This window comes from Streptomyces sp. NBC_00887, assembly GCF_045207585.1.
Window position 1 is genome coordinate 261,558 of record NZ_CP108788.1, and the last position, 23,756, is coordinate 285,313.

17 protein-coding genes and 1 pseudogene are annotated in these 23,756 nt (G+C 66.4%); 7 read left to right on the forward strand and 11 right to left on the reverse strand.

Features of this window, described 5'->3' with window-relative positions:
• Positions 1-118 precede the first annotated feature (118 nt).
• The gene (locus OG844_RS01220; RefSeq protein ID WP_406387495.1) at positions 119-730 is read right to left on the reverse strand and encodes a GPP34 family phosphoprotein; all 612 of its coding nucleotides are present in this window, start codon (positions 728-730) and stop codon (positions 119-121) included.
• 491 nt (positions 731-1,221) lie between these two features.
• On the opposite strand from OG844_RS01220, the gene OG844_RS01225 reads away from it, so the two are divergent.
• Together OG844_RS01225 and OG844_RS01230 are read left to right on the forward strand one after the other, a co-directional pair.
• On the forward strand, positions 1,222-1,821 hold the full coding sequence (locus OG844_RS01225) for a GPP34 family phosphoprotein (protein WP_406387496.1): 600 nt from the start codon (positions 1,222-1,224) through the stop codon (positions 1,819-1,821).
• Between the two features lie 1,053 nt (positions 1,822-2,874).
• Positions 2,875-6,522 carry a S8 family serine peptidase gene (locus OG844_RS01230; protein WP_406387498.1) on the forward strand — a complete coding sequence of 1,216 codons (3,648 nt, stop codon included), beginning with the start codon at positions 2,875-2,877 and terminating at the stop codon, positions 6,520-6,522.
• A gap of 254 nt (positions 6,523-6,776) precedes the next feature.
• Here the strand turns inward: OG844_RS01230 and OG844_RS01235 are convergent, their stop codons facing one another.
• Entirely contained in the window at positions 6,777-7,538 is a 762-nt protein-coding gene (locus OG844_RS01235) for a VOC family protein (RefSeq protein ID WP_406387500.1), read from the reverse strand.
• Positions 7,539-8,282: 744 nt separating this feature from the next.
• On the opposite strand from OG844_RS01235, the gene OG844_RS01240 reads away from it, so the two are divergent.
• Positions 8,283-8,459: a hypothetical protein gene (locus OG844_RS01240; RefSeq protein WP_406387502.1), complete on the forward strand. Its 177-nt coding sequence runs from the start codon at positions 8,283-8,285 to the stop codon at positions 8,457-8,459.
• 233 nt (positions 8,460-8,692) lie between these two features.
• Here the strand turns inward: OG844_RS01240 and OG844_RS01245 are convergent, their stop codons facing one another.
• Complete coding sequence (locus tag OG844_RS01245; RefSeq protein WP_406387503.1) at positions 8,693-12,019, reverse strand: S8 family peptidase; 3,327 nt, start codon at positions 12,017-12,019, stop codon at positions 8,693-8,695.
• Positions 12,020-12,705: 686 nt separating this feature from the next.
• A complete protein-coding gene (locus OG844_RS01250; protein WP_406387504.1) occupies positions 12,706-13,215 on the reverse strand; it encodes a MarR family winged helix-turn-helix transcriptional regulator in 510 nt (169 codons plus the stop codon).
• Positions 13,216-13,307: 92 nt separating this feature from the next.
• On the opposite strand from OG844_RS01250, the gene OG844_RS01255 reads away from it, so the two are divergent.
• Genes OG844_RS01255 through OG844_RS01265 form a run of 3 tightly spaced genes read left to right on the forward strand, consistent with a single transcriptional unit; the run spans position 13,308 to position 15,474 of the window.
• Positions 13,308-14,339: an LLM class flavin-dependent oxidoreductase gene (locus OG844_RS01255; protein ID WP_406395956.1), complete on the forward strand. Its 1,032-nt coding sequence runs from the start codon at positions 13,308-13,310 to the stop codon at positions 14,337-14,339.
• Between the two features lie 3 nt (positions 14,340-14,342).
• The gene (locus OG844_RS01260; RefSeq protein ID WP_406387505.1) at positions 14,343-15,038 is read left to right on the forward strand and encodes an NADPH-dependent F420 reductase; all 696 of its coding nucleotides are present in this window, start codon (positions 14,343-14,345) and stop codon (positions 15,036-15,038) included.
• A 58-nt stretch (positions 15,039-15,096) separates the two neighbouring features.
• Positions 15,097-15,474 (forward strand): DoxX family protein, encoded by a 378-nt coding sequence (locus OG844_RS01265; protein ID WP_406387506.1) that lies wholly within the window; start codon positions 15,097-15,099, stop codon positions 15,472-15,474.
• A gap of 548 nt (positions 15,475-16,022) precedes the next feature.
• Here OG844_RS01265 and OG844_RS01270 read toward each other — a convergent pair.
• The 3 genes from OG844_RS01270 to OG844_RS01280 all read right to left on the reverse strand — a co-directional run bounded on the left by OG844_RS01270 (position 16,023) and on the right by OG844_RS01280 (position 18,506).
• Complete coding sequence (locus tag OG844_RS01270; RefSeq protein ID WP_406387507.1) at positions 16,023-16,670, reverse strand: DsbA family oxidoreductase; 648 nt, start codon at positions 16,668-16,670, stop codon at positions 16,023-16,025.
• A gap of 763 nt (positions 16,671-17,433) precedes the next feature.
• Positions 17,434-17,796: a UBP-type zinc finger domain-containing protein gene (locus tag OG844_RS01275; protein WP_406387508.1), complete on the reverse strand. Its 363-nt coding sequence runs from the start codon at positions 17,794-17,796 to the stop codon at positions 17,434-17,436.
• A gap of 227 nt (positions 17,797-18,023) precedes the next feature.
• Positions 18,024-18,506 carry a hypothetical protein gene (locus tag OG844_RS01280; RefSeq protein ID WP_406387510.1) on the reverse strand — a complete coding sequence of 161 codons (483 nt, stop codon included), beginning with the start codon at positions 18,504-18,506 and terminating at the stop codon, positions 18,024-18,026.
• Positions 18,507-18,582: 76 nt separating this feature from the next.
• On the opposite strand from OG844_RS01280, the pseudogene OG844_RS01285 reads away from it, so the two are divergent.
• Positions 18,583-19,457 (forward strand): annotated as a pseudogene (locus tag OG844_RS01285) (transposase).
• Here the strand turns inward: OG844_RS01285 and OG844_RS01290 are convergent.
• From OG844_RS01290 to OG844_RS01305, 4 genes are all read right to left on the reverse strand, one after another.
• On the reverse strand, positions 19,359-19,946 hold the full coding sequence (locus OG844_RS01290) for an Imm21 family immunity protein (protein ID WP_406387512.1): 588 nt from the start codon (positions 19,944-19,946) through the stop codon (positions 19,359-19,361). The pseudogene OG844_RS01285 and the gene OG844_RS01290 sit on opposite strands and share 99 nt — an antisense overlap.
• Before the next feature lie 153 nt (positions 19,947-20,099).
• On the reverse strand, positions 20,100-21,563 hold the full coding sequence (locus OG844_RS01295) for a UvrD-helicase domain-containing protein (RefSeq protein ID WP_406395957.1): 1,464 nt from the start codon (positions 21,561-21,563) through the stop codon (positions 20,100-20,102).
• Positions 21,564-21,669: 106 nt separating this feature from the next.
• Positions 21,670-22,533: a DUF6083 domain-containing protein gene (locus OG844_RS01300; RefSeq protein ID WP_406387513.1), complete on the reverse strand. Its 864-nt coding sequence runs from the start codon at positions 22,531-22,533 to the stop codon at positions 21,670-21,672.
• A gap of 156 nt (positions 22,534-22,689) precedes the next feature.
• Positions 22,690-22,953: a helix-turn-helix transcriptional regulator gene (locus OG844_RS01305; RefSeq protein ID WP_406387514.1), complete on the reverse strand. Its 264-nt coding sequence runs from the start codon at positions 22,951-22,953 to the stop codon at positions 22,690-22,692.
• Between the last annotated feature and the right edge of the window lie 803 nt (positions 22,954-23,756).

Genomic DNA, 23,756 nt, shown 5'->3' on the forward strand with positions numbered 1-23,756 from the left:
CTTGAGGGCTCGACATGTGAGCGCACTGCCGCTAATCCATGTCCAGTAGGCCCACAGTGCCGCTGTCGCCTCGCCGACCAAACTGACGATGCCTCAGGCACCGTGATGTCATGGGTTGTTAGCCGACATAGCTATCCCATAGACCATCCAGCTTGGCCTGCGTGATGATGCTTTCCTCCCTCTCGGCTGCCAGTCCCGCCAGCGCCTCCTCAACAGCTGACAGCACGGCCGCCACGGCTTCATCTGTTTCGGCGGCGGAGCGATGAGGCTGCTCCGTGCGGATCCCGACAGAGGCTGCCAGGGCCACAAGGACGGGCTCGGCTGAAGCCCAGCGCTCCAATGCCTGGCGGTGGGCGGGAGAGTCAACAAGAACGACCTCACGGCTTCGGAGGGGGTGCCCACGAGGACGTCTCCGAGTGGCCAAGTCTTCCGTCTCAAGAGCGGCTGTATAGCGCTCCACGAGCATGTCTTCCCTGTTCCCTAGCCAGTCGCTGACCAGCTGGTATGGCTCCGTCAGGTGCAGCGACTCCATAGCCTGCTGCAGGCAGTGGTCATCAGGCACAGCCTGCCGGCCAGGCACGAGGTATCCGTTGTCCAAGCCGATTGCCTTGGCCTCCAACAAGTCGATCAGCTCGGCACCCGCAAGCGCGACCGATAGGTCAGCTGGATCTACCCGGCGGGTGGATGTCTCATCCATGGTGATCATCAGTAGGTTCTGGGGTGTAGTCATGAGTTCACATCCAAGCCGCGCCAACGACGAGTCGTGGGCATTCCGGTAATTCCGCCGGGTGCGTGCTAATCCGTCAAGAGGAGGCTTGGTGTGAGAACTGCCAGGCTGGCTCTGAGTGGCTGCACCTTCCCCTGCCCAATACGGTTAGTCCTGATCTCTTATGCTCTACACCACCTCAGGGAATTAAGCGACCGCTGGCACTGCGGCAGAAATCGTAATTCGCAGTCGCACGAGCTAACCCCGATTACGTCCGCGGGAATCGCCGCTGACTGCTGCGACAGCAGGTAAACCCGACACCCATAGGTTCCGCAGCCGCAGAACCTATGGACACAGTGATCAGTGATACTGAAAGTACCGGAGATCCGTGTGTCCTTGGCGCGGGTGACCGCTTCCCGGCCCCGGGGGCACGGGGGTGTTGCCCTCCGTCGCACCTCGGGCTTCGGACTGGCCAGTGGCGGTATTTCGCTGTCACCGAACCGAGGGAGTCGTTCATGACTACAGCGAAAGACCTGTTCATGATCGCCATAGACCTTGGGCCCAATCCCTCCGTGAGGCAAGGCGACCTTTCGCTCGCGCTCGCTGGAGCAGAGCTGATCGACCTCATCGAAGCAGAAGCCGTCACCTTGGATGACAATCTCATCGCTTCGAACTCGCAGCACCCACTCGATGATCACTTTTTGCGCGAGGCATCATCGGCTCTCACAGGTCAGGCGGAGCACGTCGAGGACTGGCTTTGGCGGCGAGGACGTGACCTCTCCGCCGCGTACCAAGGTGCCCTTGAGGAAATTGGTCAGCTGAAACAAGCACGGCACAGCCGATTTTCCTTGAGGGCCGCACGCCTGGAACTGGTCGATACGCCCGATCGCCGCGGAGCCACGAGCCGCTGGAACAGTGATGAGCCCGTTCTCGTCGCCCTGGCAGCGGCTGCCGGGATCGACAGGTCGCGGTCCGTGGACGGATCAATCCTTGAGAACGAGGCCGTGACGACCGTGCTGGACGCCGTCCACAATGCAGTGATGGAGCTTGAAGCTGAACGCCAGAAGCGGACGATCGAGAATGAAGCGTTCGACAACGTCTGGCGACTTCCCTGACGCCCTGCCAGGAACATTTGCCAACAGACCGGCAAGTCCCTCTCGCTTACCGTAAGTGCGGGTACTGAGGGGAACTCGCCCTCTGCAACTGGGAGACAGGGGGCTCAAGTGGTCGGCTTGCGCGAACACCCGGCGCGTGGCTGACGGTTACTTTGTCCACGCGGCCACCGTTGCCGCGGGGCGTCCAAGCAGCCACGAGGCTCCCAGGAGCATTTCAGCAGGCCTGACCTTCGTAAGCCTTGGGCTATGGGGAGTGCGACGCTCTTGATGTGACAGCAATGCCCGCGAGGGCACAGCCCTTCTGGGTGGGCTGTGTCCCTGGTTTGAGTCAGCGCAGCCTCGGTAGGAATGCGGACCTCCCAGCGCGCTGAGGGGGCTGACTCGTTCCGCCAGAGCGGAAACCCGGCTGGTCGGCCAGGCTAAATACCCGCTCTTCCGCGTGATCCCGCAAAAAATCTGGCGCCTCTGGTCGGTTCCCCCTGTCTTCTCTTGGGCAGTGACGGTACTCAAGCCCCGTTCCATGGTGTCTCTGGGCCGGGAGACACCATGCCCTGAAGTGTCAAGCACGGAAGGCAGAATTCTGGCGGCACCGGGGGCCCTGCTTGTGGAAGCCCGGACGACGTTGGCGGCAGAGAAACTCTGCTTAGCCATCCTGGTTCCGTGCCGCCAGGCGGTACTTCGCCGCCCTCCCCTGCGCCTCGGAGCGTCACAGACCACGCCCGTGATGCAGTTCGTCGCCGCCGAGGGCCTTCTCGTGTCGCCTTTGGGACGTGACACCAATGCGACATCTTCACGCGTTGGCCTAGCCGGATTCCCCCTGGATGATGCGTCGGGATACGTGTCCGACATGCTTGTTTGTCTATCTAGGAAATTCCCATGCCTCCATCGCCTTCTTCTGGTCGGCGGGGGGTAGCGCTCGGCATCGCCCTGGCGCTACTCCCTTCCCTCGGCGCTGTCTCGGCGTCTGCATCCCCACCACATGTTGGTTCCGCGGCCAACGGGGCACTCGCAGCGAAGGCAGCAGTGCACAGTGCCGGCACCGCCCCTCGTACCGTGACGTTGCTCAGCGGCGACAAGGTGACCGTTACCGGGAACGGTGCGTCCATGGTCACGACCGTGGAAGGCGCCGACGGCAGTCCGGTATCGGCTCATACCACTCGGATCGATGACGAGACCTACGTGTATCCGCACAAGGTGATGCCGTACGTCTCGTCGGGCGTCCTGGACAAGAACCTCTTCAACATCACCCGGCTGCTTGCCTACGGTTACGACGATGCCAGTACTGACGGTGTGCCGCTGATCGTGCGCTATTCCGACGTCGCCCATGCGCGCGCCAGGGCGGTACCCGCCGGCGCCGCGAGCGTGCGCTCGCTGAGCAGCATCCGGGGTGCAGCTCTGGCGCAGAAGCACGATGATGCTGCGAAGTTCTGGTCCTCCCTCACCAAGGGTGTGAAGCCCGCCGATCTGACTCGCAACACCCTGGGCGGCGCCCTCGGCGGCGCTGCCCGTGCTGTGGGTGGTGCGAAGGCTGCCGCACCGGTGCTGGCCGGTGGTATCGAGCGCGTGTGGCTGGACGGCAAGGTGAAGGCTGATCTGGCCGAGTCGGTCGCCCAGATCGGCGCGCCGCAGGTGTGGCAGGGCGGTAACACGGGGCAGGGCGTCGATGTCGCGGTGCTGGACACCGGTGTTGATGCCGGACATCCCGACCTGGTCAGCCGGATCGCCGCGGCGGACAGCTTTGTTCCCGATGAGACGGCTGTGGACCGCAACGGACACGGCACTCACGTGGCATCGACCATCGCCGGTACCGGCGCGGCTTCCAGCGGCAAGGAGAAGGGGGTCGCCCCCGGTGCCCGGCTGCACGTCGGCAAGGTTCTGGACGACACAGGCGGGGGCCAGACCTCCTGGATTCTGGCCGGCATGGAGTGGGCGGCGCGCCAAGAGCACGCCAAGGTCATCAGCATGAGTCTGGGCAGCCACGATCCCAGTGACGGCTCGGACCCGATGAGCTTGGCCGTCGACGCCCTCAGCGCCGAGACGGGGGCACTGTTCGCCGTTGCCGCAGGTAACAGCGGTCCCAAGGGGGCCATCGGTGCCCCTGGGGCCGCGAACGAGGCGCTGACCGTCGGCGCTGTGGACTCCTCCGACACCCTCGCTGATTTCTCCTCCCGTGGGCCCCGCGTCGTTGATGCCGCCGTCAAGCCGGAGATCACCGCGCCCGGTGTCGACATCCTGGCCGCCCGCTCGCAGTTCTCACCGGGTTCCGGCTCCTACATGCCGCTGAGCGGCACGTCCATGGCCACGCCCCACGTGGCAGGCGTGGCCGCGCTGGTGGCAGCTGCGCACCCCGGGTGGACCGGCCGCCAGATCAAGGACGCGTTGGTCAGCACCGCCAAGGCCACCCCGAAGTTCACGGCCTACCAGGCCGGCAACGGGCGGGTGGACGCCGCAGCAGTCACGTCGGCAACCGTGACCGCCACGGGTGTCGTCTCTGCAGGCTTGCAGTCCTGGCCTGCCGCCCCGGGCACGACTGTTGAGCGGGAGGTGACCTACGCCAACACCTCCGGCACTCCCGTCACCCTTGCTTTGAAGGTCACGGGTTCCGCGGGCACTCCTTCCGGTCTGTTCACCCTGTCGGCTCCGTCGGTGACCGTGCCTGCGCACGGCACCAGCATCGTGACCGTGACCGCACACATGGACGCGGCTTCCTCGGGCAGGGTGTATGACGCCCGCATCGAGGCTGCAGCCGGCGGTTCGGTGAAGGTGGCCACCGCGGTGGGCATCAGTACCCAGAGCGAACAGTTCAAGATGACGATCATCCCCAAGGATCGTTCCGGGCAGATCGTCACGGAGGACACGCTGCTGTTCTTGCAGCAAGGCCAGTACCCCGGCCTCGCTGGATGGGCCACCATCAACGGCCCGGTCGCCTTCATGGTCGACAAGGGCTCATGGACTGTCGCCACAACCATCCCTGTGCAGGGCGCCAACGGCCCGCGCTCGCGTGGCATGGCCCTTGTCGCCGAACCGGACTTCGTTCTGAACCGCGACGCCACTCTCACCATGGACGCCTCCAAGGCACGCCGTATGAATGCGGCCACTCCGAAGGAGTCCGTCACCACCGCGATGCGCGTCGACTACAGCCGTACGCGCGAGGCCTCCGGCTCCTTCGAGTGGAACTTCGGCTTCTGGCCCGACTACGACAGCTTCTACGCATCGGCCACCGGTAAGAAGGTCAGTGACGGTGACTTCACCGTACGGGCCCGTTGGCGCAACGAACAGCCGGCGCTGAAGCTCACCTCGGAGAAGAGTCCCGTCGACGACATCCTCGTTCGCCGTGGGGCCAAGCCGCTCCCCAAGGGGAACAGCCGGCCTGACGCTGTCTACCTCGGACAGGGTGCACCCGCCGACTACGCCGGCCGCAAGGTACGCGGGAAGGCCGCTGTTGTGCGGCGCAATGACACCGTGCCACTGCCCGACCAGACGGCGGCCGCCGCCGCGGCCGGGGCCACCATGCTGATCGTGGTCGATAACGGCGTCAACTGGCGGCTGGACCCGCGCACGCAGGTCACCCCGCCGCTTACGGTCGTATCCGTCGGCGTCGACCAGGGTGAGCGTTTGATCCGCCGCCTCACCACGTCTGGCAACCCCACCGTGCAGGTGTTCTCCCACCCGGCCACCGAGTACTTGTACGACCTGACACATGTCTGGGACGGCGCTCTGCCGGCTGACATGACCTACCGTCCTGGCGTCAAGGAACTTGCCAAGGTCGAGATGGCGTTCAACAACTACCGTGCGGCCGACGCCCAGGAGTACCGGTACGACATCTGGCCCGGATTCTCACTGCTGGGGCTGGGCAGGGAACTCCCGCGCCCCGCGCAGGGCACCCGTACCGACTGGGTCTCAACCGGCTCCGGCGTTCAGTGGGCACAGGCCGCCACCGTTCTCGAAGAGGTCAGGGTTGTGGCGCCGCAGCGCTCCTACGCGCCCAACAGAACCACCCGCGATCAATGGTTCGCCCCGATCGCCCGGCCCCGCCTCAACTTCGCGACCCCCGGCTCAGTCACCTGGCGGCAGGACGACATGATGTTCGTCGACGTCCCAGGCTGGGGCGACGCCGGCACCCGCCGTGAGGGATACGCGCGCTCCGCGGACGCCAAGGCCACGGCGTCGCTCTATCAGGGCAGCACCCTGTTGAAAACCTTCGACGGCACTTACGCCTACACCGACGGCCTGAAGCCGGTGCCGCTGCCGTACCGGTACGTCCTCACCACTGCCCGCGGCAACGGGGCCAATCCGTACTCCACCTCCACCAAGACGGCATGGGACTTCATCTCCGCCCCCGGCGCGCCGAACCGGGGCGTCGCCCTGCCGCTGATCCAGCTCGACTACGACGTCGATACCGACGTCAAGGGCAGAACCCACCGTGACGCGCGCGTCAGTGTCACTGCTTCGCACCTGACGTCGCCCGACCCCGGACAGCACCTCCCGCCCACCTCGGCCATCGGCAAGGTCAGCCTGGAGCTCTCCTACGACGACGGCGCCACGTGGCACAAGGCCCCGCTGACCCACATCGGCGGCAGCTGGCGCACCACCCTGGACGCCCCGAAGCGGGCCTCGTACGTCACCATCCGCGCGACGGCCAGTGACGACCAGGGCAATGCGGTGAACCAGACCATCACCAGGGCCTTCGGCCTGAAGTAGCTCTGCGACAGCGGGCCGGAGCGGGCACCATGCTCCGGCCCGCTGCGTGGAGGTGTGGTCCGGTAGCCGTGATCGGAACTGTTTCTGGCTTCGCGAACCCTCTATTTCCGTCGAAGATCGCCAATCGGCAGGCCGAGCGCAGGTGCACTGCAGGACAGGCCGTGGGAAGAACACACGGCACGGCCAAGGGGTGCCCAATTCGCCAACCCGTCGTCCCTGCGGACTAGTTATCGTCCAGGTCCGGCGACATCGCTTCAGACCTTGGAGATGGCGAAGATGCCGCCTTCGGAGTCACGGATCACGTGTGCTTCCCCTGCCCCGGCCACCCGGGAGGACATGCCTCCGGCATCCACTGCGGCAGCCGCTGTGCCGGGGGGGTCCTCCACGTGAAAGTCGACGATCCACCGAGGCCAGATCTGGAGACCGAAGTCGGCTTCGTTGCCTCCTTCACGCAGCACAGCGACGGTCTGTCCACCAGCTTGGACGCCGATCTGGTTGTGGTCGTGGTCAAGATGGAAGTCGGGCTCGGCCCATTTGAAGACCTGGGTGTAGAAGCTGGCGGCATTGCGTGCGTCGCGGGTCTGCAGAGCGAGCCGGGCCGGAGCAGCTCCGTCTCCAACCGACCAGGCCAGAGTGGGGCCTTCCCAGAATCCGAAGACCGCTCCATCTGGATCCGCGGCCAGGCCTGCGCGGCCGCCGCCCATGGCAATCGGGCCGATAGCGACAATGCCTCCCCGTTCTCTGATCCGGGCTCCGGCTTGGTCCGCGTCCGTCACTGCAAAGTATGGCGTCCAGACTGCAGGAAGGCAGATTGAGTTCGAGCGGGAGCCGACCCCAGCGACAGGGCTGCCACCACTGGCCAGGGCGACCGAGAACTCATCACCGAGGCCACTGTTCCTGAACTCCCAGCTCAGCACCGCTCGGTAGAACGCATGTGCGGCCTCGAGGTCATGGCTCATCAAGTTCACCCAGCATGGTGCGCCGATCACCGGGACATTCTGCTTAAGGGCTGTCATCGCTTTCCCGCTCCCATACATCGGCGTCCGGGTAACTGGTGTCGGATTCCCCTTGCCGAATAGGCCGAAGGGGAGGTGGGGCGGCCAGTTCGTCGTCACGGCCTGTCACCCACTCTAATCGTTCACCATTATTTCGACCCGGATTGTCGCCCCGTCCGCGACGTCGGAATCGGCGGGTCCACTGTCCTCCGCAATCGATCTTGACGACTCGAACGCGCACACCGTTCCCCACTTAACTCAACGAGCGAGCCCCGTGCAGGACGCCGCCTTAAGAGGGACAACTCAGCCCGGACCACAGGATGCTCCGAGACTTCGGTGAAGACATGGGAAATCAACTCTCCGAGCCCAAGGGAATAAACCGTCGCGGCAGTGGAGCGCAACTCGTCCAGTGTCCACCAGCGGCCGGCAGGACGTGGTCGGTCTGGGTGGCTCCGGCCGGATCGATATCGCGCGCCAACAAATACTGCCTTGGCGGCCGACGCCGGGCTGCTCATTGCTTCAGTGAGAGGCGGTTTTGTCGTGCGATTCGCCGTACAGGACACTTTTGCGCCCCCGGGACGCGTGCTGATCCGCACACACGATCGCAGTCCAGCGAGACCGCCCCGTTCCGATTCTCATCAGTGCCGGAATCGAGCGCCACGGGAGGTGGCATGGCACCCTGGTAAGAGAAGCGTCGGCGTGATTCGGCCGGTCCGTTAACCAGACCGGGAAGCGAACCTGATCGCCGAATTCACAGGAGGCACCATGCACGACCTGCGCAGGCTCGTGCGAGCGAAGGCGCTCAAAGCCCGCGGCCTGATCGAGGAGTCCTACGGACACGCGCTAAATGACGAAGGACTCAAAAGGGAAGGCCGTCGCCTGCGCACGGCCGCTCAGGAACAGGAGCGCCTGCTCCGAGGCGCGGGATCGGCGGACCATTGAACATCGACGCTGATGACCGGCTCGGCGCCTGCTGGCCCCGCCGTCGGGCGCTGTGCATGTCGATCGCCGCTTCGTAGCGGTTTCTACGGCCACCAGTGCTTCGCCGCTGGGACCAGTAGTTGCAGCTCGCAGGGTGACTGGGGAGGTTCACTGCGGCACTTGCAGGTCTCTCGAAGGTCCATGACGCAGGCCCCCGCTGCTGGCGGGGGCCTGCGTTTCGGTCGATGGCGGTTCTACTTGGTCAGGTACGCGTCGTAGATGGTTTCGTTGACGGCGTTGCCTTGCTTGTCGACTGCTTGGGCCTTGAAGGAGACGCTGCCGCCGGCTTCGGGGTTGGTGATTTGGACCCGTCCGTTACGCACGGGCTGCTCGTGCCAGTGGGCTCCGTGGTCGTAGGAGACTTGGACTCGCAGGGACTTGAGGTTTCGTCCCGCTGCAGAGCCCTTCACAGTCACTGGTACGGCCATCTTCGCCCTTGCCTTGGCGGTGTTGTCCAGGGACAGCTTGGGGGTGAAGCGCACGACGGATACGGGAAGTACGGTGATTCCCGGTGCGTATTCAGAGGAGAATGTCCAGCTCGCGGTGACGTTCGTGGAGACGTCGGTGACTGCGCCGCGGGCGATCGAGGCAGTCAGTCGGTAGTCGGTTCGCTCGTTGGCCGCGATGTAGAAGAAGTCCATCGGGTAGATGCTCGTGCGGAGCATCTCTCCGTTGCCGTATAGGGTCGTTTGAGCACTTTCATACGCCGAGTTGTTGTTGCTTTCGTTACCGCTGCCGTCCGACAGAATCGGCAGGGTTCCCAAGAGCGCCTCGTCGGCCCGCACGAAGCCGGCGCCCTCCGGGAGGTCGGGGCCGAAGACGCCCATGTTGAATTCGTGCCGGTAGGAGCGGCCCGGCGTGAACGTCCGTACGGGTGAGGTGTAGTTGCTCTCGAAGTTGTTGTGTGTATCCACCTGGTCGAACAGCAGCAGCCACGAGGGATTTTCCGACAACAAGTGGAGTGTCGTTGTGTCGGGGAGAGGCCGCTCGGTGCCGAGACCAGCACCGTTCTCCGTAACAGGGGTGACGAACCCGATTTTGCCTCTCGCCGGTGCTCCGAGACTCACCCTGACCTTCGAAAGTTCGCGGTCCCTGACGTGGTGCGTGAAGCCGGTCAGTAGTTTGTCGCCCTTCGGCTCGTACACCAGATGGTATTCATCGTGACCCTTGGCTCCGGTGGAGAACGAGAGACTGAGCTGTTGGCTCAGCCGGAGATCAGGGTTCACCTTCGGGCCCAGGTGGGCGGAATGAAATTCTTTGAAGGATGCGACGAAGACACCGAACCCGCTGCCAACTCCGTCAACCGGATCGGCGTGTGCACTGATGTGGCCAAAGATTTGGCTGACAGTGCGGCCTGGGACCGTAACGTCGATCTCCCGGGCGGTGCGGGCATCCAACGTGACCGTGGTGTCCTTGGTGATCTCAAGCATGGGCTGGTTGATCCAGTCAATGCCCTGGGCGGTCGACCCGGCAGGGTCGACTCTGAGCATGCTGTTGAGGAAGTACTGCCCCCTGGGGACCCGCACCGAGTATGTGTCTCCAAAAAGGAGGACGGATGCGCCCGCGGCGGGACCGGCCATGCCCACCATGTATGCATCCCAGGAGGGGGCGGCAGCGGGCTTGCCCTTGCGGTCCAGGGGCTTCACGGTGAGAGTGAATCTCTCCGCCTCACGGTCCACTGCGAGTGCGGTGCCGACTGTCTGCCCGTCTCCTTCAGCTGTGATCCGCCCGGTAAAGGCACCCACTGTGTCGCCGCCGAGTCGGGTATCGGCGGTGACCTTCACGGTCGCCTCGCCGTGCGGCGCGATGGTGACCTGGTCGTCGAAGGTGAACATTCCGTTGGGCACGGGGCTGCCGTCAGGGCCGGTGGCATCCATGGTCAGCTTGAGGGTTATGGCGGCACTGCCCATGTTGCGGTAGGTGAGGTTCTTACTGACCGGCTGATCATCGGTGTGCGGCCACAGTGCAATACCGAAGGAGAGGGACGCCTCCCGGGTGGTCACCGTCTGCTTGATCGCCTTGCGCAGGTCGACCCGGCCCGAGCCCTGCTCAAACGGTGTGTACGCGCCCGGCGTTGTTGAGGTGAGCAGCGCCTTCTTGATGTCATCGCCAGTCCAGTCGGGATGCTGCTGGGCGAGAAGCGCAGCGGCACCGGCGACGTGCGGGGTGGCCATGGAGGTACCGCTGAGGCCCACGTACCCTTCGGCTACTTGATCACCCCTGTCAGCAAGCAGGCTGCCTTTCGCAGCTGCGGCTGCAATGGCCACTCCGGGTGCCGTGAGGTCGGGTTTGATCCCAGAGTCGCCGATGCGGGGGCCTGTGCTGGAGAACGGAGCGAGACGGTCTTGCTTGTCCACAGCTCCGACGGTGAGAGCGGCTTCCGCACTGCCGGGTGTGCCGACCGTACCGGAGCCTTCCTGGCCGTTGTTTCCGGCCGCGATGACGAAGAGGGTTCCGCTCTCGGCCGACAGCTTGTTGACGGCCGCCTCCACCGGGTCGATCCCTGGAGTGTCGTAGGTGCCCAGGCTGACGTTGGCGACATCCGCCTTCTGCGCTGCCGCCCATTCCATGCCGACGATTACGCCGGAGAGGCTGCCGGTGCCCTCGTCGTTGAGCACTTTGCCGTTCAGGATGCGGGCGCCGGGCGCTACTCCTTTGTATGTGCCTTCTGACTTGGCCCCGGTGCCGGCCGCGATGGACGCTACGTGCGTGCCGTGGCCGTACAGGTCCTGCGTGTTCAGTGAGGTGGAGAAGTTGCGCTCAGCAATGACCTGCCCCGCGAGATCGGGGTGGGTGGCATCAACGCCGCTGTCCAGGATGGCGATGCGTGTGCCCGTGCCGTCGAAGCCGGCCGCCCACGCTTCGGGGGCGCCGATTTGCGGCACGCTCTGGTCGAGAGTTGCTTGGACCACCCCGTCGAGCCACACCGAGGCGACGCCCGGTGTAGCGGTTCGGCTCGTCGCGGTGGCAGGTCCGTCCGTGAGCGTGGACCAGAGTTGTGTAGAGCCGTTCGCAGGGGCGGTGACCGCGTCGGCGTTGACGCTCGCCAAGGTGTGCTCGACCTCGGCACCTGTGATGGAGCGAATGGCTTTCCTGGACTTGGGACGTGTCTCGTCGTACATCACGATGAGGCCCAGGCCCGGACGCTGTGCGTAAGCGGGAGTACTCAATGTGGTGATGTCGAAGAGGCGCCGGTCCAGCCAGCCGCTGCGTACCAGGCTCCGTGCGTCATCCGGCATGGCATAGGTGTGCTTGCCGATGGTCTCTGTCCGGATGGGTATGTGCTCTCGCCCCTTGGCGGGGCGCACGGAACGGATTTCGCCCTTTGCGTTCACCCCGATCCGGTCACCTGTGATCAGGGGGATCCACCGTTGAGCTGTTTCGGTTGGGGTGCCCTTGACTGCGGAGCTGGGCCCGAACGCCGACGTCGGCGTCGGCACCAGGACCGAGCCGGGTGGATCTGCGAGTGCCAGGGATACCGAGGGGGTCAGGGCGACCAACAGCATACTGATGCCCACCATTGCGCCCAGGGCATGTTTCGGGGACGTGGGTTTCACGGCTTCCTCTCGCTCGTTCACCTTGTGTCCACCCATGGATCGCATGGCTGGATCAGGTTGCGGCGGACAGCGCGGCACAAGCGTGTAGCAGATGCCAACGGATGACCGCGTCCAGGAGTTAGTTGCTAAATACGGCCATGGTTAAGGGACTGTCGGCCGGAATTCCCGTAGGCGTGAACTGACAGACAGACGTGACGAGTCGTCGAAGACTCGTAAATCATCGTGATGGCTGTCCTCCCACTCAAGAGGCGGCTCTGGCGATCTTGCGCCATGACTCATTCGTGCCATGCAGGGGCGGACACGCGGGCGGGGTGTGTGGGAGCGGGTTTCAAGCCCTGGAGGGGCGCACCCGAGCGGAGCCGCGTGCCGCCTGATGCGCGGCAGCGTCGATGGCCGAGCTGTCGACGGGCCAACTGTGAGTTGGGGCGTCGTCCCCGGTGAAGAAGCTCGCGGGCCCTGGCGGCGCGGGCCTTGATGGGCATGGCCTGGGTCTGGACGGTCTTGGTCGCGATCGTCAACGCCTCGGGCACACCAACCGTTTCGTGGCGCTCCTCACCGGCGTCCGCTCCTTGGGGAGGTACCGGGTTCGGTCGATGACGGCGTGGCCGCGGGTGGGATAGCCCCCTCCGGATGGTCGGCGGTCATCCGGGTCAGCGGTTGGCTTCGGTGCCCGGGTTTCGCTTGGGGGTGTGCGTGTTCGGGCGGCGCAGGTCGAGGTGGGTGTGCAGGGCAGCAGCGATCTCGCCCGCGGCGGCGAGCTGGTCGGGCGACAGGGCGTCGATGAACAGCTCGCGGACGGCGCGCAGGTGCGGGAAGGTGGCCGTCTCGAATGCCTTGGCGCCGGTGGGCGCCATGGCGATGTCCGCGCCGCGGCTGTCGGTGGAGCACTTCTCGCGACGGATCAGCCCGCGTCGTTCCATGCGGCCCAGGTGATGGGACAGGCGGCTGCGTTCCCAGCCGATCACCACGGCCAGTTCGGAGGACCGGAGTCGGCCGTGCTCGGCCTCGCTCAGCGCGAGCAGGACGGCGTAGTCGCCTGGGGACAGATCGGTGTCGTCCTGCAGGCGGGCGGCAAGGATTGTTCGCAGCGCTTCGGTGGTCTCGATGAAGTCCCGCCAGGTGCGCAGTTCCTCGCGGGTGGGCAGTTTCCGTTCCGGCATGGTCACATTCCCTCTTACTTGACGCGTCAAGCATATGACGTCATAGTTGAAGCGTCAACATTGACATGTCAATCATCGCGGAAGTGAACACCATGGAAGACCTTGTGCTGGGCCTGGACACCTTCGGCGACATCCCGGCGGACGACTCCGGTATGCCGGTCTCCCACGCCGCTGCCATCCGGCAGGTCGTGGAAGAGGCCGTACTCGCCGACGAACTCGGCGTCGACGTCATCGCCGTCGGTGAGCACCACCGCCCGGAGTACTCGATCTCCACCCCGGAGACCGTCCTGGCCGGCATCGCCTCCCGCACCTCGCGCATCAAGCTCGCCTCCGGCGTGACCGTGCTGAGCTCCGATGACCCGGTGCGCGTCTTCCAGCGTTTCGCCACCGTGGACGCGATCTCCCGCGGCCGCGCCCAGACAATCTTGGGCCGCGGCTCGTTCACCGAGTCCTTCCCGCTGTTCGGCTACGACCTGAGCGACTACGACCTGCTGTTCGAGGAGAAGCTCGAACTGTTCGTGAAACTGCTGGACGAGGAGCCGGTCACCTGGAGCGGCACCACCCGCGCCGCCCTGGACAACGCCGAGGTGTTCCCCAAGACCGAGTCCGGCCGCCTGGACACCTGGGTCGGCGTCGGCGGCTCCCCCCAGTCTCTGGTTCGCACCGCACGGCACGGCCTGCCACTCATGCTCGCGATCATCGGCGGCTCCCCTGAGCGCTTCGAGCCCCACATCGACCTGTACCGGCGGGCCGCCGAACAGTTCGGCACGCACCCCCACCCCGTGGGTATGCACTCGCCCGGATTCGTGGCCGACACCGACGAAGAGGCCAAGGAGCTGTACTACCCGTCCTACAAGGTGATACGGGACCGGATCGGCGCGCTGCGCGGCTGGCCGCCGGTGCGCCGCGCCGAATTCGACGCAGAGGTCGAGCACGGCTCGATGTACATCGGCGCGCCCGAGACCGTCGCCCGCAAGATCGCCCGCACGATCACGGCGCTGGGCGTGGGCCGCTTCGACATGATCTACAGCGCCGGGGACCAGCCGGCCTCGGCACGCATGCGCACGGTCGAGCTGTTCGGTGCGAAGGTGGCGCCCATGGTCCGCGACATCCTGGCGGGTTGAGCCATGACCACCCTCGGCGTCCTGGGCGCCGGCAAGGTCGGCACCGTCCTGGCCCGGCTCGCCGTCGCCGCAGGCTACGACGTTCTGATCGCCGGCTCCGGCGACCCGGCCAGGATCGCCCTCATCGTGGACGTCCTCACGCCCGGTGCCCTCCCGGTGACCACGGACCAGGCCGCCCAGCGCGCCGACATCGTCGTGTCTGCCCTGCCTCTGGGCAAGCACCGCGCCCTGCCTGCTGACGCGTTGGCCGGCAAGCTCGTGATCGACGCCATGAACTACTGGTGGGAGGTCGACGGCGTCCGGGACGACCTCACCGACCCGCGCACCTCCTCCAGCGAGATCGTGCAGGCCTTCCTCCCGCAGTCACGGATCGTCAAAGCCTTCAACCACATGGGCTACCACGATCTCGAGGAAGGCGCCCGCCCGCCCGGCGTCCCCGATCGCAAGGCGATCGCGATCGCCGGAGACGACCCGGACGACCTCACCGTGACCGCGGCCCTGGTCGACGCCCTCGGCTTCGACCCGGTCGTGGCCGGGGCACTGGCCGAAGGTGTGCGCATGCAGCCCGGCACCGAGCTGTTCGGCGCCAACACCGACGCCGCGGACCTGCGGGCGATGCTGGACCGTTTCCCGGCCTCTGACTCCGGCCGCATGCTCGCCCAGGCCCGCGCCACACCACCCCGCAACGCCCATCACTGACCCCCACCACGCCCACCCCTACCAACGCGCCATTGCGCTTACAGTCAGGAAAAGAAAAATGAACGTCGTCCTGTGGATCAGCGCCAGCTTGCTGGCCGTCCTCTTCCTCGGCGGCGGCGCGGCCAAGCTGCTCCAGCCCAAGGAAAAGCTGGCCGCCAGCCCCAACATGGCCTGGGCCGAGCCGTTCTCCCCCGCCATGATCAAGCTGATCGGCCTCGCCGAGGTCCTCGCCGCGATCGGCCTGATCCTCCCCGCGCTGCTGAACGTCGCCCCCCTCCTCGTCCCCCTGGCCGCCACCGGGCTGATCCTGATGATGATCGGCGCCATGACCGTGCACGGCCGCCGCAAGGAGAACCAGGCCGTCGTCATAAACGTGATCCTGCTCGTCTTGGCCGCCTTCGTTGCCTGGGGCCGCTTCGGCCCACACGCATTCTGAACCGGCCGAACAACCAACCAGCGACGACGCGCACGATCGTGCGCGTCGTCGCTGGTTCAGCTGAGTGGACGATCTGTGGCCGAAGGACCGCCTTCGTCCGGCTGCCCAAGTCGCAGGGTCAGGGGCTGTCCTGCCCCTCATGCCGAGGGCAATCCGCTTGAGTTGCTCGATGTCCGGTGCGGGCTCGTTGCCCGGTGGCCGGCAACCGGTAGGAGCCCTCATCGACGGCCGTGATCGCCACCCCAGACCGTCCTTTCGGAAGGTGTCGACGATCCAATCGACCGCGCCTGGAGCTCCGCGGCGAGCGGGGCTTTTCCGAACACTGAAGCGGTGCCGTCGGACACGGCGTTAGCCTTCCGGAACCGTTCCGCCGTGGTGGGATCGTCAGGCCTCCAGCGCTGAGCGTTCACCGGCACAAGGCACTCGCCGCGGTCGTCATCGACCATGACGTGCGCGAGGCCGTCCGCCCCGCCTTCCCGCACCACGCGCAGCTCGGCAGGAAGGGTGCCCCGGCGGCCCGCGCCAACCGACTGGCGTCGTCGGAGCCGTTACGCAGCCGGCCGATCCGCCCAAGCCTGTTCCAGTGCCTGGGTAAACGCCTCGGGTGACTGGACACCACTCACCCCGTAGCTCCGGTCCAGCACGAAGAAAGGCACGCCGCCCGTGCCGAGTTCCGCGGCAAGTCGCTCGTCGGACCGCACTTCTTCGGCGAACGCGTCCGGATTGTCGAGCACCTCTCGCACCTCCGCCTCGCCCAGCCCCGCCTCCACGCCTACGCCCACCAGGGTCTCCCGGTCGTAGATCGAGGCTTCCTCCGCGAAGTTGACCCGGAAGGCGAGGTCCAGGAGCTTGCCCTGCAAGCCGCGGGTGCCGGCGAAGTGCGAGAGACGGTACACGTCAAAGGTGTTCCCGAAGACACGTCCGCCGACGCGGAACTCAAGGCCAACGGCGTTCGCCATGGCCGCGGCCTGCTCCTCCCGCGCGACCTGCTGCTCGCGGGTGCGACCGTACTGTGCCGCGACCGCGTCGATGATCGGAACCGTGCCGTTCTCGGCCTGGGGATTGAGCTCGAAGGATCGGTGCACGACCTCGACCTGGTCACGGTGCGCGAAGGCGGCGAGCCCTCTACTGAAGTGCTCCCGACCTATGTAGCACCACGGGCAAGCGACATCGGTCCACATGTCGACACGCATCATCTGGAATCTCCTCTATGCGGGGGCGGCGGGCTTCCAGCGCCCGGCACGGAATGAAGGGATGCCCGATCAGCCCATCACACCGAGTGACATCCCAATGCTGACCAGTACCTCTCTCACGAGAATAGACGACCGACCATCTTTTGCCAACGTGCCTGGTGGAAGGCCTTGTGTTCGCTGGAAGCTGCTAGATCGAGTGCAACGGATCCTTCCGCGCCGCCGTCGGCGGCACCGCGGAGGGTCATCAAGCTCGGCACGGCAGGGCACAGAGGGAGACTGGCAGCTCCACGCCCCCGGACCCCTTGTGCTCGGTGGTTCAGTTCGCGGAACCGATGTCGGGGCTCATGCGGTGCCGCGGTGGAGACGGGGCGGTCACTGTGCGGTGGACGCTGTTGCCGAGTGCGTCGGTCACGGCGACCCGCAGCGCGACGGAGGCTCAGTGGTGCGCCGGGCTGGGCTCCAGGTCGAACGTCGTCGCACAACGCTTCCATCTTGAGAGACGTCACGGGCGGCCATATCGTCCTGTGCGGACTCAGTCCGGCACCGCGCGTACTATCCCGGCCCACCGCGTTCTGCGCGTCATCCGGCACGTCGTAGTCGAGCTGGAGGAGCGGCAGGAAGCCGCCATCTTTGCTTCGCAGCAGACACCAGGCCGGTTCGCACGTTCCGTCGTCCTCGGGCAGAGGGCATCCAACACGCCATCGCAGCCGCCTGCTTTGCAGGTCCGGACTTGGCGGTCGGAGCCTTGGCTGCCATGAGCGCTGTGTCAGTGCAGTTGCTGCTGCCAGTCGGCCGGTACAGGCCCAGCAGGTCCGGGCGCGGGCTGTGCAAGCGGGCGGGCGGTGGGTTCGGAAAGTTCGGGGCCATCCTTGTAGTACTGCTCGGTCTGCACGTTCCAGAACCAGCTCTCGCCCGGCTCAAAACTGGTGAGGAATGGGTGGCCCGATTCCATCGCGTGGCGTGTCCCATGCCGTGAGGGGGACGAGTCGCAGCAGCCTATGTGCCCGCACTCGGCGCACCGTCGCAAGTGCATCCACCACCCTGGCCCATCACCCGCCAGGCACTCGACACATCCGGTGCCGCTGGGTCGTGCGGTCGGGTCGATACCGGCAATCCGGTCGCCTGCCATGGGCTGCTCCTCGATCGTTGTCGAACCCTGGAGGCACTCATGCCCTCGTAGCCAGGTTCGCGCCGTGAGCACGTGATCGCCAGTCGCCCCGGCCACAGGGTCGGTGCGTTCACCTGGCCGCTCACGGAACAATCGGGGTGCTGGGAAGCTACGCGCTCCCCGGCTCGGCGCTGGCAACCATCCCCGCTGCCTCGCCCCAGCAACCGGAGAGCTGGGCGCTGGCCCGGTCATGTGGCTGATCGCCGAAGGGTCTCCCTCCATTCGTCTCTCACTTCGCGGGATTCATCCATAGCGGGATCGCGCCTTCCGCCGGGTGCATAGGCCGGGGACCGGTCTGCGCGGAGCGGTATGTGGGCGCAATACCAGGCCCGCTCAGCGCCTGCCTGCTCGGCGTCCGTGCCGGTCTGTCGATAGTCGAGCAGGGCGGTCATGACCCGGTGGCGCCCGAAGGCATAGACCGCTGGTTCGACGAACCAGAGGCAGAAGCTGGGGTCCGGGTCATAGACGGCTGCAGCCATCAACGGGGCGAAGAACTCTTCGGGCAGGTTGGCACGTTGGAGCAGTGGCTTGCGCACCGCATGGGCCAGGTGCCGTGCGCGGCGTGCTTCCGGTACGTCGGCCGCGTTCCCGAGATCCATCAGCCGCGCCACCTCGGTGGCGCATGACAGGAATGAGCGTGCAGCTGCCTCGTTGTGCTCTTCGTCCGCCATGGCGACATTCTGAACCTGCTCAGGCCGAGAGGGTACGGGACGATGATTGCTTCTCACCGAGTGAAACGATCACGTCGTGGCTGGTGCGATATCGGCGTCGGTGCCGTCCTGGCTAGAGCCCTTCACTGGGCTGAGCTCGTGCTGTTCGGCAAGAGTTGGTTGCCTCGGTACGACGCGAGCAAGGCGTGGATCAGCAGCGCGGCCGGCCCTGGAGCCTGTCGCTAGAGGACCGTGTCCTGCTGGTGGCGGCGTACTGGCGCACGACCTTAACGATGCGCCAGCTTGCTCCGTTGTTCGGGATCTCCAAGTCGGCCGCGGACCGGATCATCGACCATATTGGGCCGTTGCTGGCGCTCCGGCAGCGGAACCAGTTCCGCAAGGACACCGTGCTCATTGTCGACGGGACCTAGTGCCACCCGCGATCACTCGGTGGCCAAGCAGTCGAAGAGCTACCGCTACTCCACTGCCCACCAGGTCGTCATCGACGCTGACGCCCGACTGGTCGTGGTGGTCAGCCGGCCCTTGCCGGGAAGCCGCCACGACTCCCATGGCTGGGAGGAGTCCGGGGCCAAGGCTGCCGTCGGCACCACAATGACGATCGCCGACGGCGGCTACCAGGGCACCGGCCTGGTCATCTCGCACCGCCGCCGTAAAGGCGAAGAACTCCCGCCCTGGAGGGAGAAGCACAATCGCTCCCACAAACAGGTCCGCGCCCGCGTCGAGCACACCTTCGCCCGGATGACGAGCTGGAAGATCCTGCGCGACTGCGCCTCAAAGGACGGCGTGCACCACGCCATGCTCGGCATCGCTCATCTGCACAACCTTGCGCGCGCGACTGACCGCACCCGGCGTTCAGGATTCGGCGGGCAGGAGCTGGACCAGGCCGACCCAGTTCTCCTCGTCCACCTTGGTCTGTGTGGCGCGGACCCGCCAGCGGCCGGCGGGCAGTGAGACCGGTGCCACGGTGGGCATCCCGCCGTAGGGGTACTCGATGCCCAAGTCCGAACCCGCCCATGCGGAGTCCATGAGTACCGCCGGACCGTCCGAGACCCAGGTGCCGCTCTCATCCCACTCCGTGGCCGGATCTGCGAGGGCAGTGTCTGCCGCGGCACTCAGTCCGGCCTCGGAGTCGGCAGCGAGCCACCGCAGAAACACTCGGTGCTGCGGCAGATAGCAACTGGTCGCCGGCTCATCGGCCAGCACCAGTGCTTGCGCACCGTTCGCGTCAACAGGGATCACACCGGCCAGATCGTCCACCGCGCAGGCCCGGTCGTAGTCGTCCGGGGCGGTGGAGTCTCCCGCCATAAGACCACTCTCCGTACTCCCGCCCCAGGAGGCCAGGGCAGAGACGGGGACGACGATGAGAGGGCCGCCCATCGACTCCACCCAGACAGGGAAGGGGCCGGAGGCATCGTCTGCAGTGGATGAAGGGTTAACCATGCGAGCCAGTGTGCCCTCGCCCTCTGACAACGTCCCTGCGCTCATGGGAACCCAGCACGGGAAAGCTCAACGTCGCAAGCAGCAGTTACGGGACAACCTTTAGCACCGGCCCCAGGACGTGGGACACGGCATCCGGCCCTGGCGGGGCGCTGATCATGTGGGGCTTCCGTCGGGGTGGTCGTTCACCCATGTCAGTCCCCCGATATCGAGTTGGTGGCGGGCGCGGGTGACTGCGACGTAGGCGAGTCGGGCTTCGGCCTCGTCGATGGGGCCAGGGATGGGCCGGCCTTTGTCGTCCTTCTCGTCGGAGTCGCGGGGCGGGGTGAAGTCAGCTGCGATCCTGATGCTCCCCCATTGACGGCCTTTGGCTTTGTGGGCGGTCGAGACGGTCACGTCAGCGGTGTCCTCGCTATCGAGGCGGTGGACGGCGTTGAGGATGGCGTCGGTGCCGTGGGTGTCGACCAGGTCGACGAGCGGCTGGAGGTCTCCTCCGGCGGGGTCGTTTCCTGCGTAGTCCTGCAGGTCGCCCCAGGTGGGGAAGAGGAGGAGCTCGGGGTGGGATGTGCGGCGGCCCGCTCTGAGGTCGTCGGCCGCACGAGCGAGGGCTCGCAGGGATTCGCCTCCCCCGGTCAGAGCTACCCGGAGCTCTGCTTCGAGCAGGTGCATGACTTCGTGCATGGCGCCCACGTTGGTGCGGCACAGGATGGCATCGGGTTGTTCGACCGGCCCGAGGGTGGTGGGGATGGTTTCGGTGCCTGCCAGGCGCAGGGGTGCGTCGGCGATGGCGAGCCAGCGGTTGGCCTCGGTGGCGAGTCTGGGGCCGAAGCGGAACGACTTGGACAGGGTGAGAGCCGTGCCGCGGAAGGTGGTCATGATGTCGCGGGCGCCACGCCATTGGTAGATGGCTTGGGCTGAGTCTCCGACCATGACGAGCTGGGCGTGGTCACGTTGGGCGTTGAAGATCTGCTCGACTACGGGGTTGGTGTCCTGGGCTTCGTCCAGGAGGAGGAAGTCTGTGGGGATCCTGGGGCAGGTAAGTGCCCAGATTTTGAGGTAGTGGTCGTGGTCGAATCGGACGGCTCCGCTCATGGGGTGCTGGAGGTCTGCCCATGCCTTGCGGGCGAAGGGCATGACGATCTGGGTCAGTTGGCTGTGGTCGTCGGCGTTCTCGAGGCTGCGCAGTCTGGGGACGTGGTGGTCGGCGAGCGCTGGGTCCGCGGAGTGGCAGAAGCGGGTGATGGTGCGCAGGGTTGCGTAGGACAGGGCGCGGGGTGAGAGGTCTCGGTCGCCGATGCGGATGGTTTTGGTGATGCCGAGGTCCTGCCCGGTTTTCCAGCTGGGTTGGCGGGGGCCGTTAAGGCGGGTGCGGTAGCGGTGGCCGATGGCGGCGTAGGCGAGGGCGTGGGCGGTCTTGCAGGTGACGGTTGCGGGGAAGCGTGCGGCGGCGTCCTGGGCGATTGCCTTGTTGTAGGCGAGGTATCGGCCGGTGCGTTTGGTGCGGTGTGCAAGGAGTGCGAGCGTGCTGGTCTTGCCGGTGCCTGCGCCTGCTTGAAGGGTGAGGTGATCGCCGGCGTGGAACCGGTCGGCCGCGGTGGTCTGTTCGTCGGTGAGCGTCAGCACCGGGAGGGCTCCAAGAGTGGGCGGCGTTCGGTGAGGCGTTGTGCGGCTTCGTCGCGGCCCGGGTTTCTGCAGTGGTGGTTGCAGGTCGGCTGCGCGTTGGGGGTCACGGTCGGTGGGTGTGGGGGCGGCCAGGCAGTCGTGAGTGGATGTGCTGCCGGTGCAGAAGGGGATCGAAGGGCTCCCACTCGACGAGGCTGAGGTCGGCTGCTCCTGGGGCAGCGTGGTCGGGGCAGTGCTGGTGGCGCCATCGCAGCTGCTCTGCGTAGGGCAGGTGGGCGAGGTCGTACACGGCCATCAGGTTCGCCGGACAAGGTGGGCGGCGGCCGGCGGTGGGTGCTGGGAGCAGTGTCCAGATGCCGCCAGGGGTATCGGGGTCGAAGACTGGGCGGGTGCAGCGACGGCGCTGTCGCGTCTGCGAAACGCATTGGATGGTGTCGATCGGGCGCGGGGCTAGGCGGAGGACGCGCAGGAGATGGATGACGGGCCTGACTGGCCTGCAGGTGGTGGTGGGTGATGGGGATGGCTGGGCGGCCGGGGGTGTGAAAGCGCCGTTGTTGATGAAACGGCGGGTGTGCAGGGCCATGTGGCGGCGCAGGGTGGTGATCTGTGGGGTGAGGACGGCGGGAGCTGGTTGTGCGGGGCACAGGGTGGCGTGCGGGATGCGGCACCAGGGGCTGCCGTCGTGAGCTGGGTGGGCGGTGCCGGAGCTGACGTGCCAGCGGCTGGTGACCGGGACGGCGGCTGCGGGAAGTTCCTGCGGATGGAGGGGGACAACCCGGCCGTCGTCGGCGGAGTCGGCGCAGGGGTAGCGGTCGATGCGGTTGCCGCAGTCGGGGCAGCGGCCGGGCTGGGCGCTGCGGACGAGGCGGGTGGGGCTGTCAGGGGTGACGCGCAGGGCGCGTGAACGTGAGGGGCGGGCGGGGGAACCGTCCCATCGGCGGCCTGATGAGGCCGTGGCGGAGCACATGTCGGCGAAGGTGGCAGGTGACACGCCCGTGGTGAGGGAAACGTGCCGAGGTGTCCTGCGAACGACTTAGCGTCGTGGAACGCGTATGCGATTGCCCGTACGGGAGTTCCCTGTGGCGACTGGATCGGGTGATCTCCGGGCGGTGAAGCCTGGGCGTTAGGTGCGGGGTTCTGCTGGTGGTTCGTGGCCTTCGCAGAGGCGGGCGATGAGGTGGTCGACGGGCACGTTGAAGGCGTGGGCGATGGCGTGCCAGGTCTTGAGGGATCCGATGGTGCGGCCCTGCTCGATTTCGATGAGGGTGCGTCTGGCCAGGCCGGTACGGTCGGCGAGTTCGTCGTAGGTCCAGCCTCGTTCGCTCCTCAGCCGGGCTAGCTCCAGGCGGAGTGCGGTGAGGTTTGGGTCGGGCGGGAAGGTTGTCACCTCACCATCCGATGGTGCAGACCCCTGCCCTGTCAGTGCAGACCTCTGCCCTATTTCCGCAGGTCGCCGCACCGCCGCGAGGGCAGAGGTCTGCACTACGGTGCGTTTCCTCACCCCGCTCCCTCGGGATGAGGGACTCATTGGCATCACGGCGAGCAGGACCGGAGGAAGACGCGCCCCATGAGGCAGTGCACGATGCAGCCAGTGCAGCGCACCTGGACGGTGGAGCTACGCCCCGAGCGCGGCGGACCTGTGCTCGTCTGCTCAAGGTGCTCTTCGTCAGGCACCGCACCTATTCGCGCCTCGGCGCACGAGGCGATGACCCACCTGGCCCTGCATGCGCGCCGCGACGCGCTGCCCGCACACTTGCGCACCTGCCAGTGCCACGCACGCGGCTGCAGGTGGCACCCCAGGCATCGCGGCTGCGCCGGGAGCATCCTGCTCGTCCTGGCCTGGGAGCGCGGCGGTCGTCAATGGCGGCTCGCCGACACCTGTGCCGCCTGCGCTGGTGCCACGGAACATGCGGCGGTCGTTCCGGAGACTGCGCTGCCCAGTTCACCCCCCGGTTTCCCGCCCCAACACCGCAGGCTGCACGGTCTCGCTGACGAGGTTCGGGTGCGCGAGATGCTCAGCTATCTCGCAGCCGCCCTGCCGGCAGAGGCTTCTGCGGCTTCCCGCTTGCTTGCCTTGCAATGCGCACTGCGCTCGAGCTGCGGCGGCGATGTGCGCATCCCCACCGGCCTCGTGCGCGGAATGCGGCTGGGTTCGGATGCCACCCCACTAGGAGAACTGGAATGGGCAGG

Excerpts from the sequence above, each read along its gene's own strand:
- OG844_RS01220 (WP_406387495.1), bottom strand. The coding sequence starts at position 730 with ATGACTACACCCCAGAACCTACTGATGATCACCATGGATGAGACATCC.
- OG844_RS01225 (WP_406387496.1), top strand. The coding sequence starts at position 1,222 with ATGACTACAGCGAAAGACCTGTTCATGATCGCCATAGACCTTGGGCCC.
- OG844_RS01235 (WP_406387500.1), bottom strand. The coding sequence starts at position 7,538 with ATGACAGCCCTTAAGCAGAATGTCCCGGTGATCGGCGCACCATGCTGG.
- OG844_RS01240 (WP_406387502.1), top strand. The coding sequence starts at position 8,283 with ATGCACGACCTGCGCAGGCTCGTGCGAGCGAAGGCGCTCAAAGCCCGC.
- OG844_RS01245 (WP_406387503.1), bottom strand. The coding sequence starts at position 12,019 with ATGGTGGGCATCAGTATGCTGTTGGTCGCCCTGACCCCCTCGGTATCC.
- OG844_RS01250 (WP_406387504.1), bottom strand. The coding sequence starts at position 13,215 with ATGCCGGAACGGAAACTGCCCACCCGCGAGGAACTGCGCACCTGGCGG.
- OG844_RS01255 (WP_406395956.1), top strand. The coding sequence starts at position 13,308 with ATGGAAGACCTTGTGCTGGGCCTGGACACCTTCGGCGACATCCCGGCG.
- OG844_RS01260 (WP_406387505.1), top strand. The coding sequence starts at position 14,343 with ATGACCACCCTCGGCGTCCTGGGCGCCGGCAAGGTCGGCACCGTCCTG.
- OG844_RS01265 (WP_406387506.1), top strand. The coding sequence starts at position 15,097 with ATGAACGTCGTCCTGTGGATCAGCGCCAGCTTGCTGGCCGTCCTCTTC.
- OG844_RS01270 (WP_406387507.1), bottom strand. The coding sequence starts at position 16,670 with ATGATGCGTGTCGACATGTGGACCGATGTCGCTTGCCCGTGGTGCTAC.
- OG844_RS01275 (WP_406387508.1), bottom strand. The coding sequence starts at position 17,796 with ATGGCAGGCGACCGGATTGCCGGTATCGACCCGACCGCACGACCCAGC.
- OG844_RS01280 (WP_406387510.1), bottom strand. The coding sequence starts at position 18,506 with ATGGCGGACGAAGAGCACAACGAGGCAGCTGCACGCTCATTCCTGTCA.
- OG844_RS01290 (WP_406387512.1), bottom strand. The coding sequence starts at position 19,946 with ATGGTTAACCCTTCATCCACTGCAGACGATGCCTCCGGCCCCTTCCCT.
- OG844_RS01300 (WP_406387513.1), bottom strand. The coding sequence starts at position 22,533 with ATGTGCTCCGCCACGGCCTCATCAGGCCGCCGATGGGACGGTTCCCCC.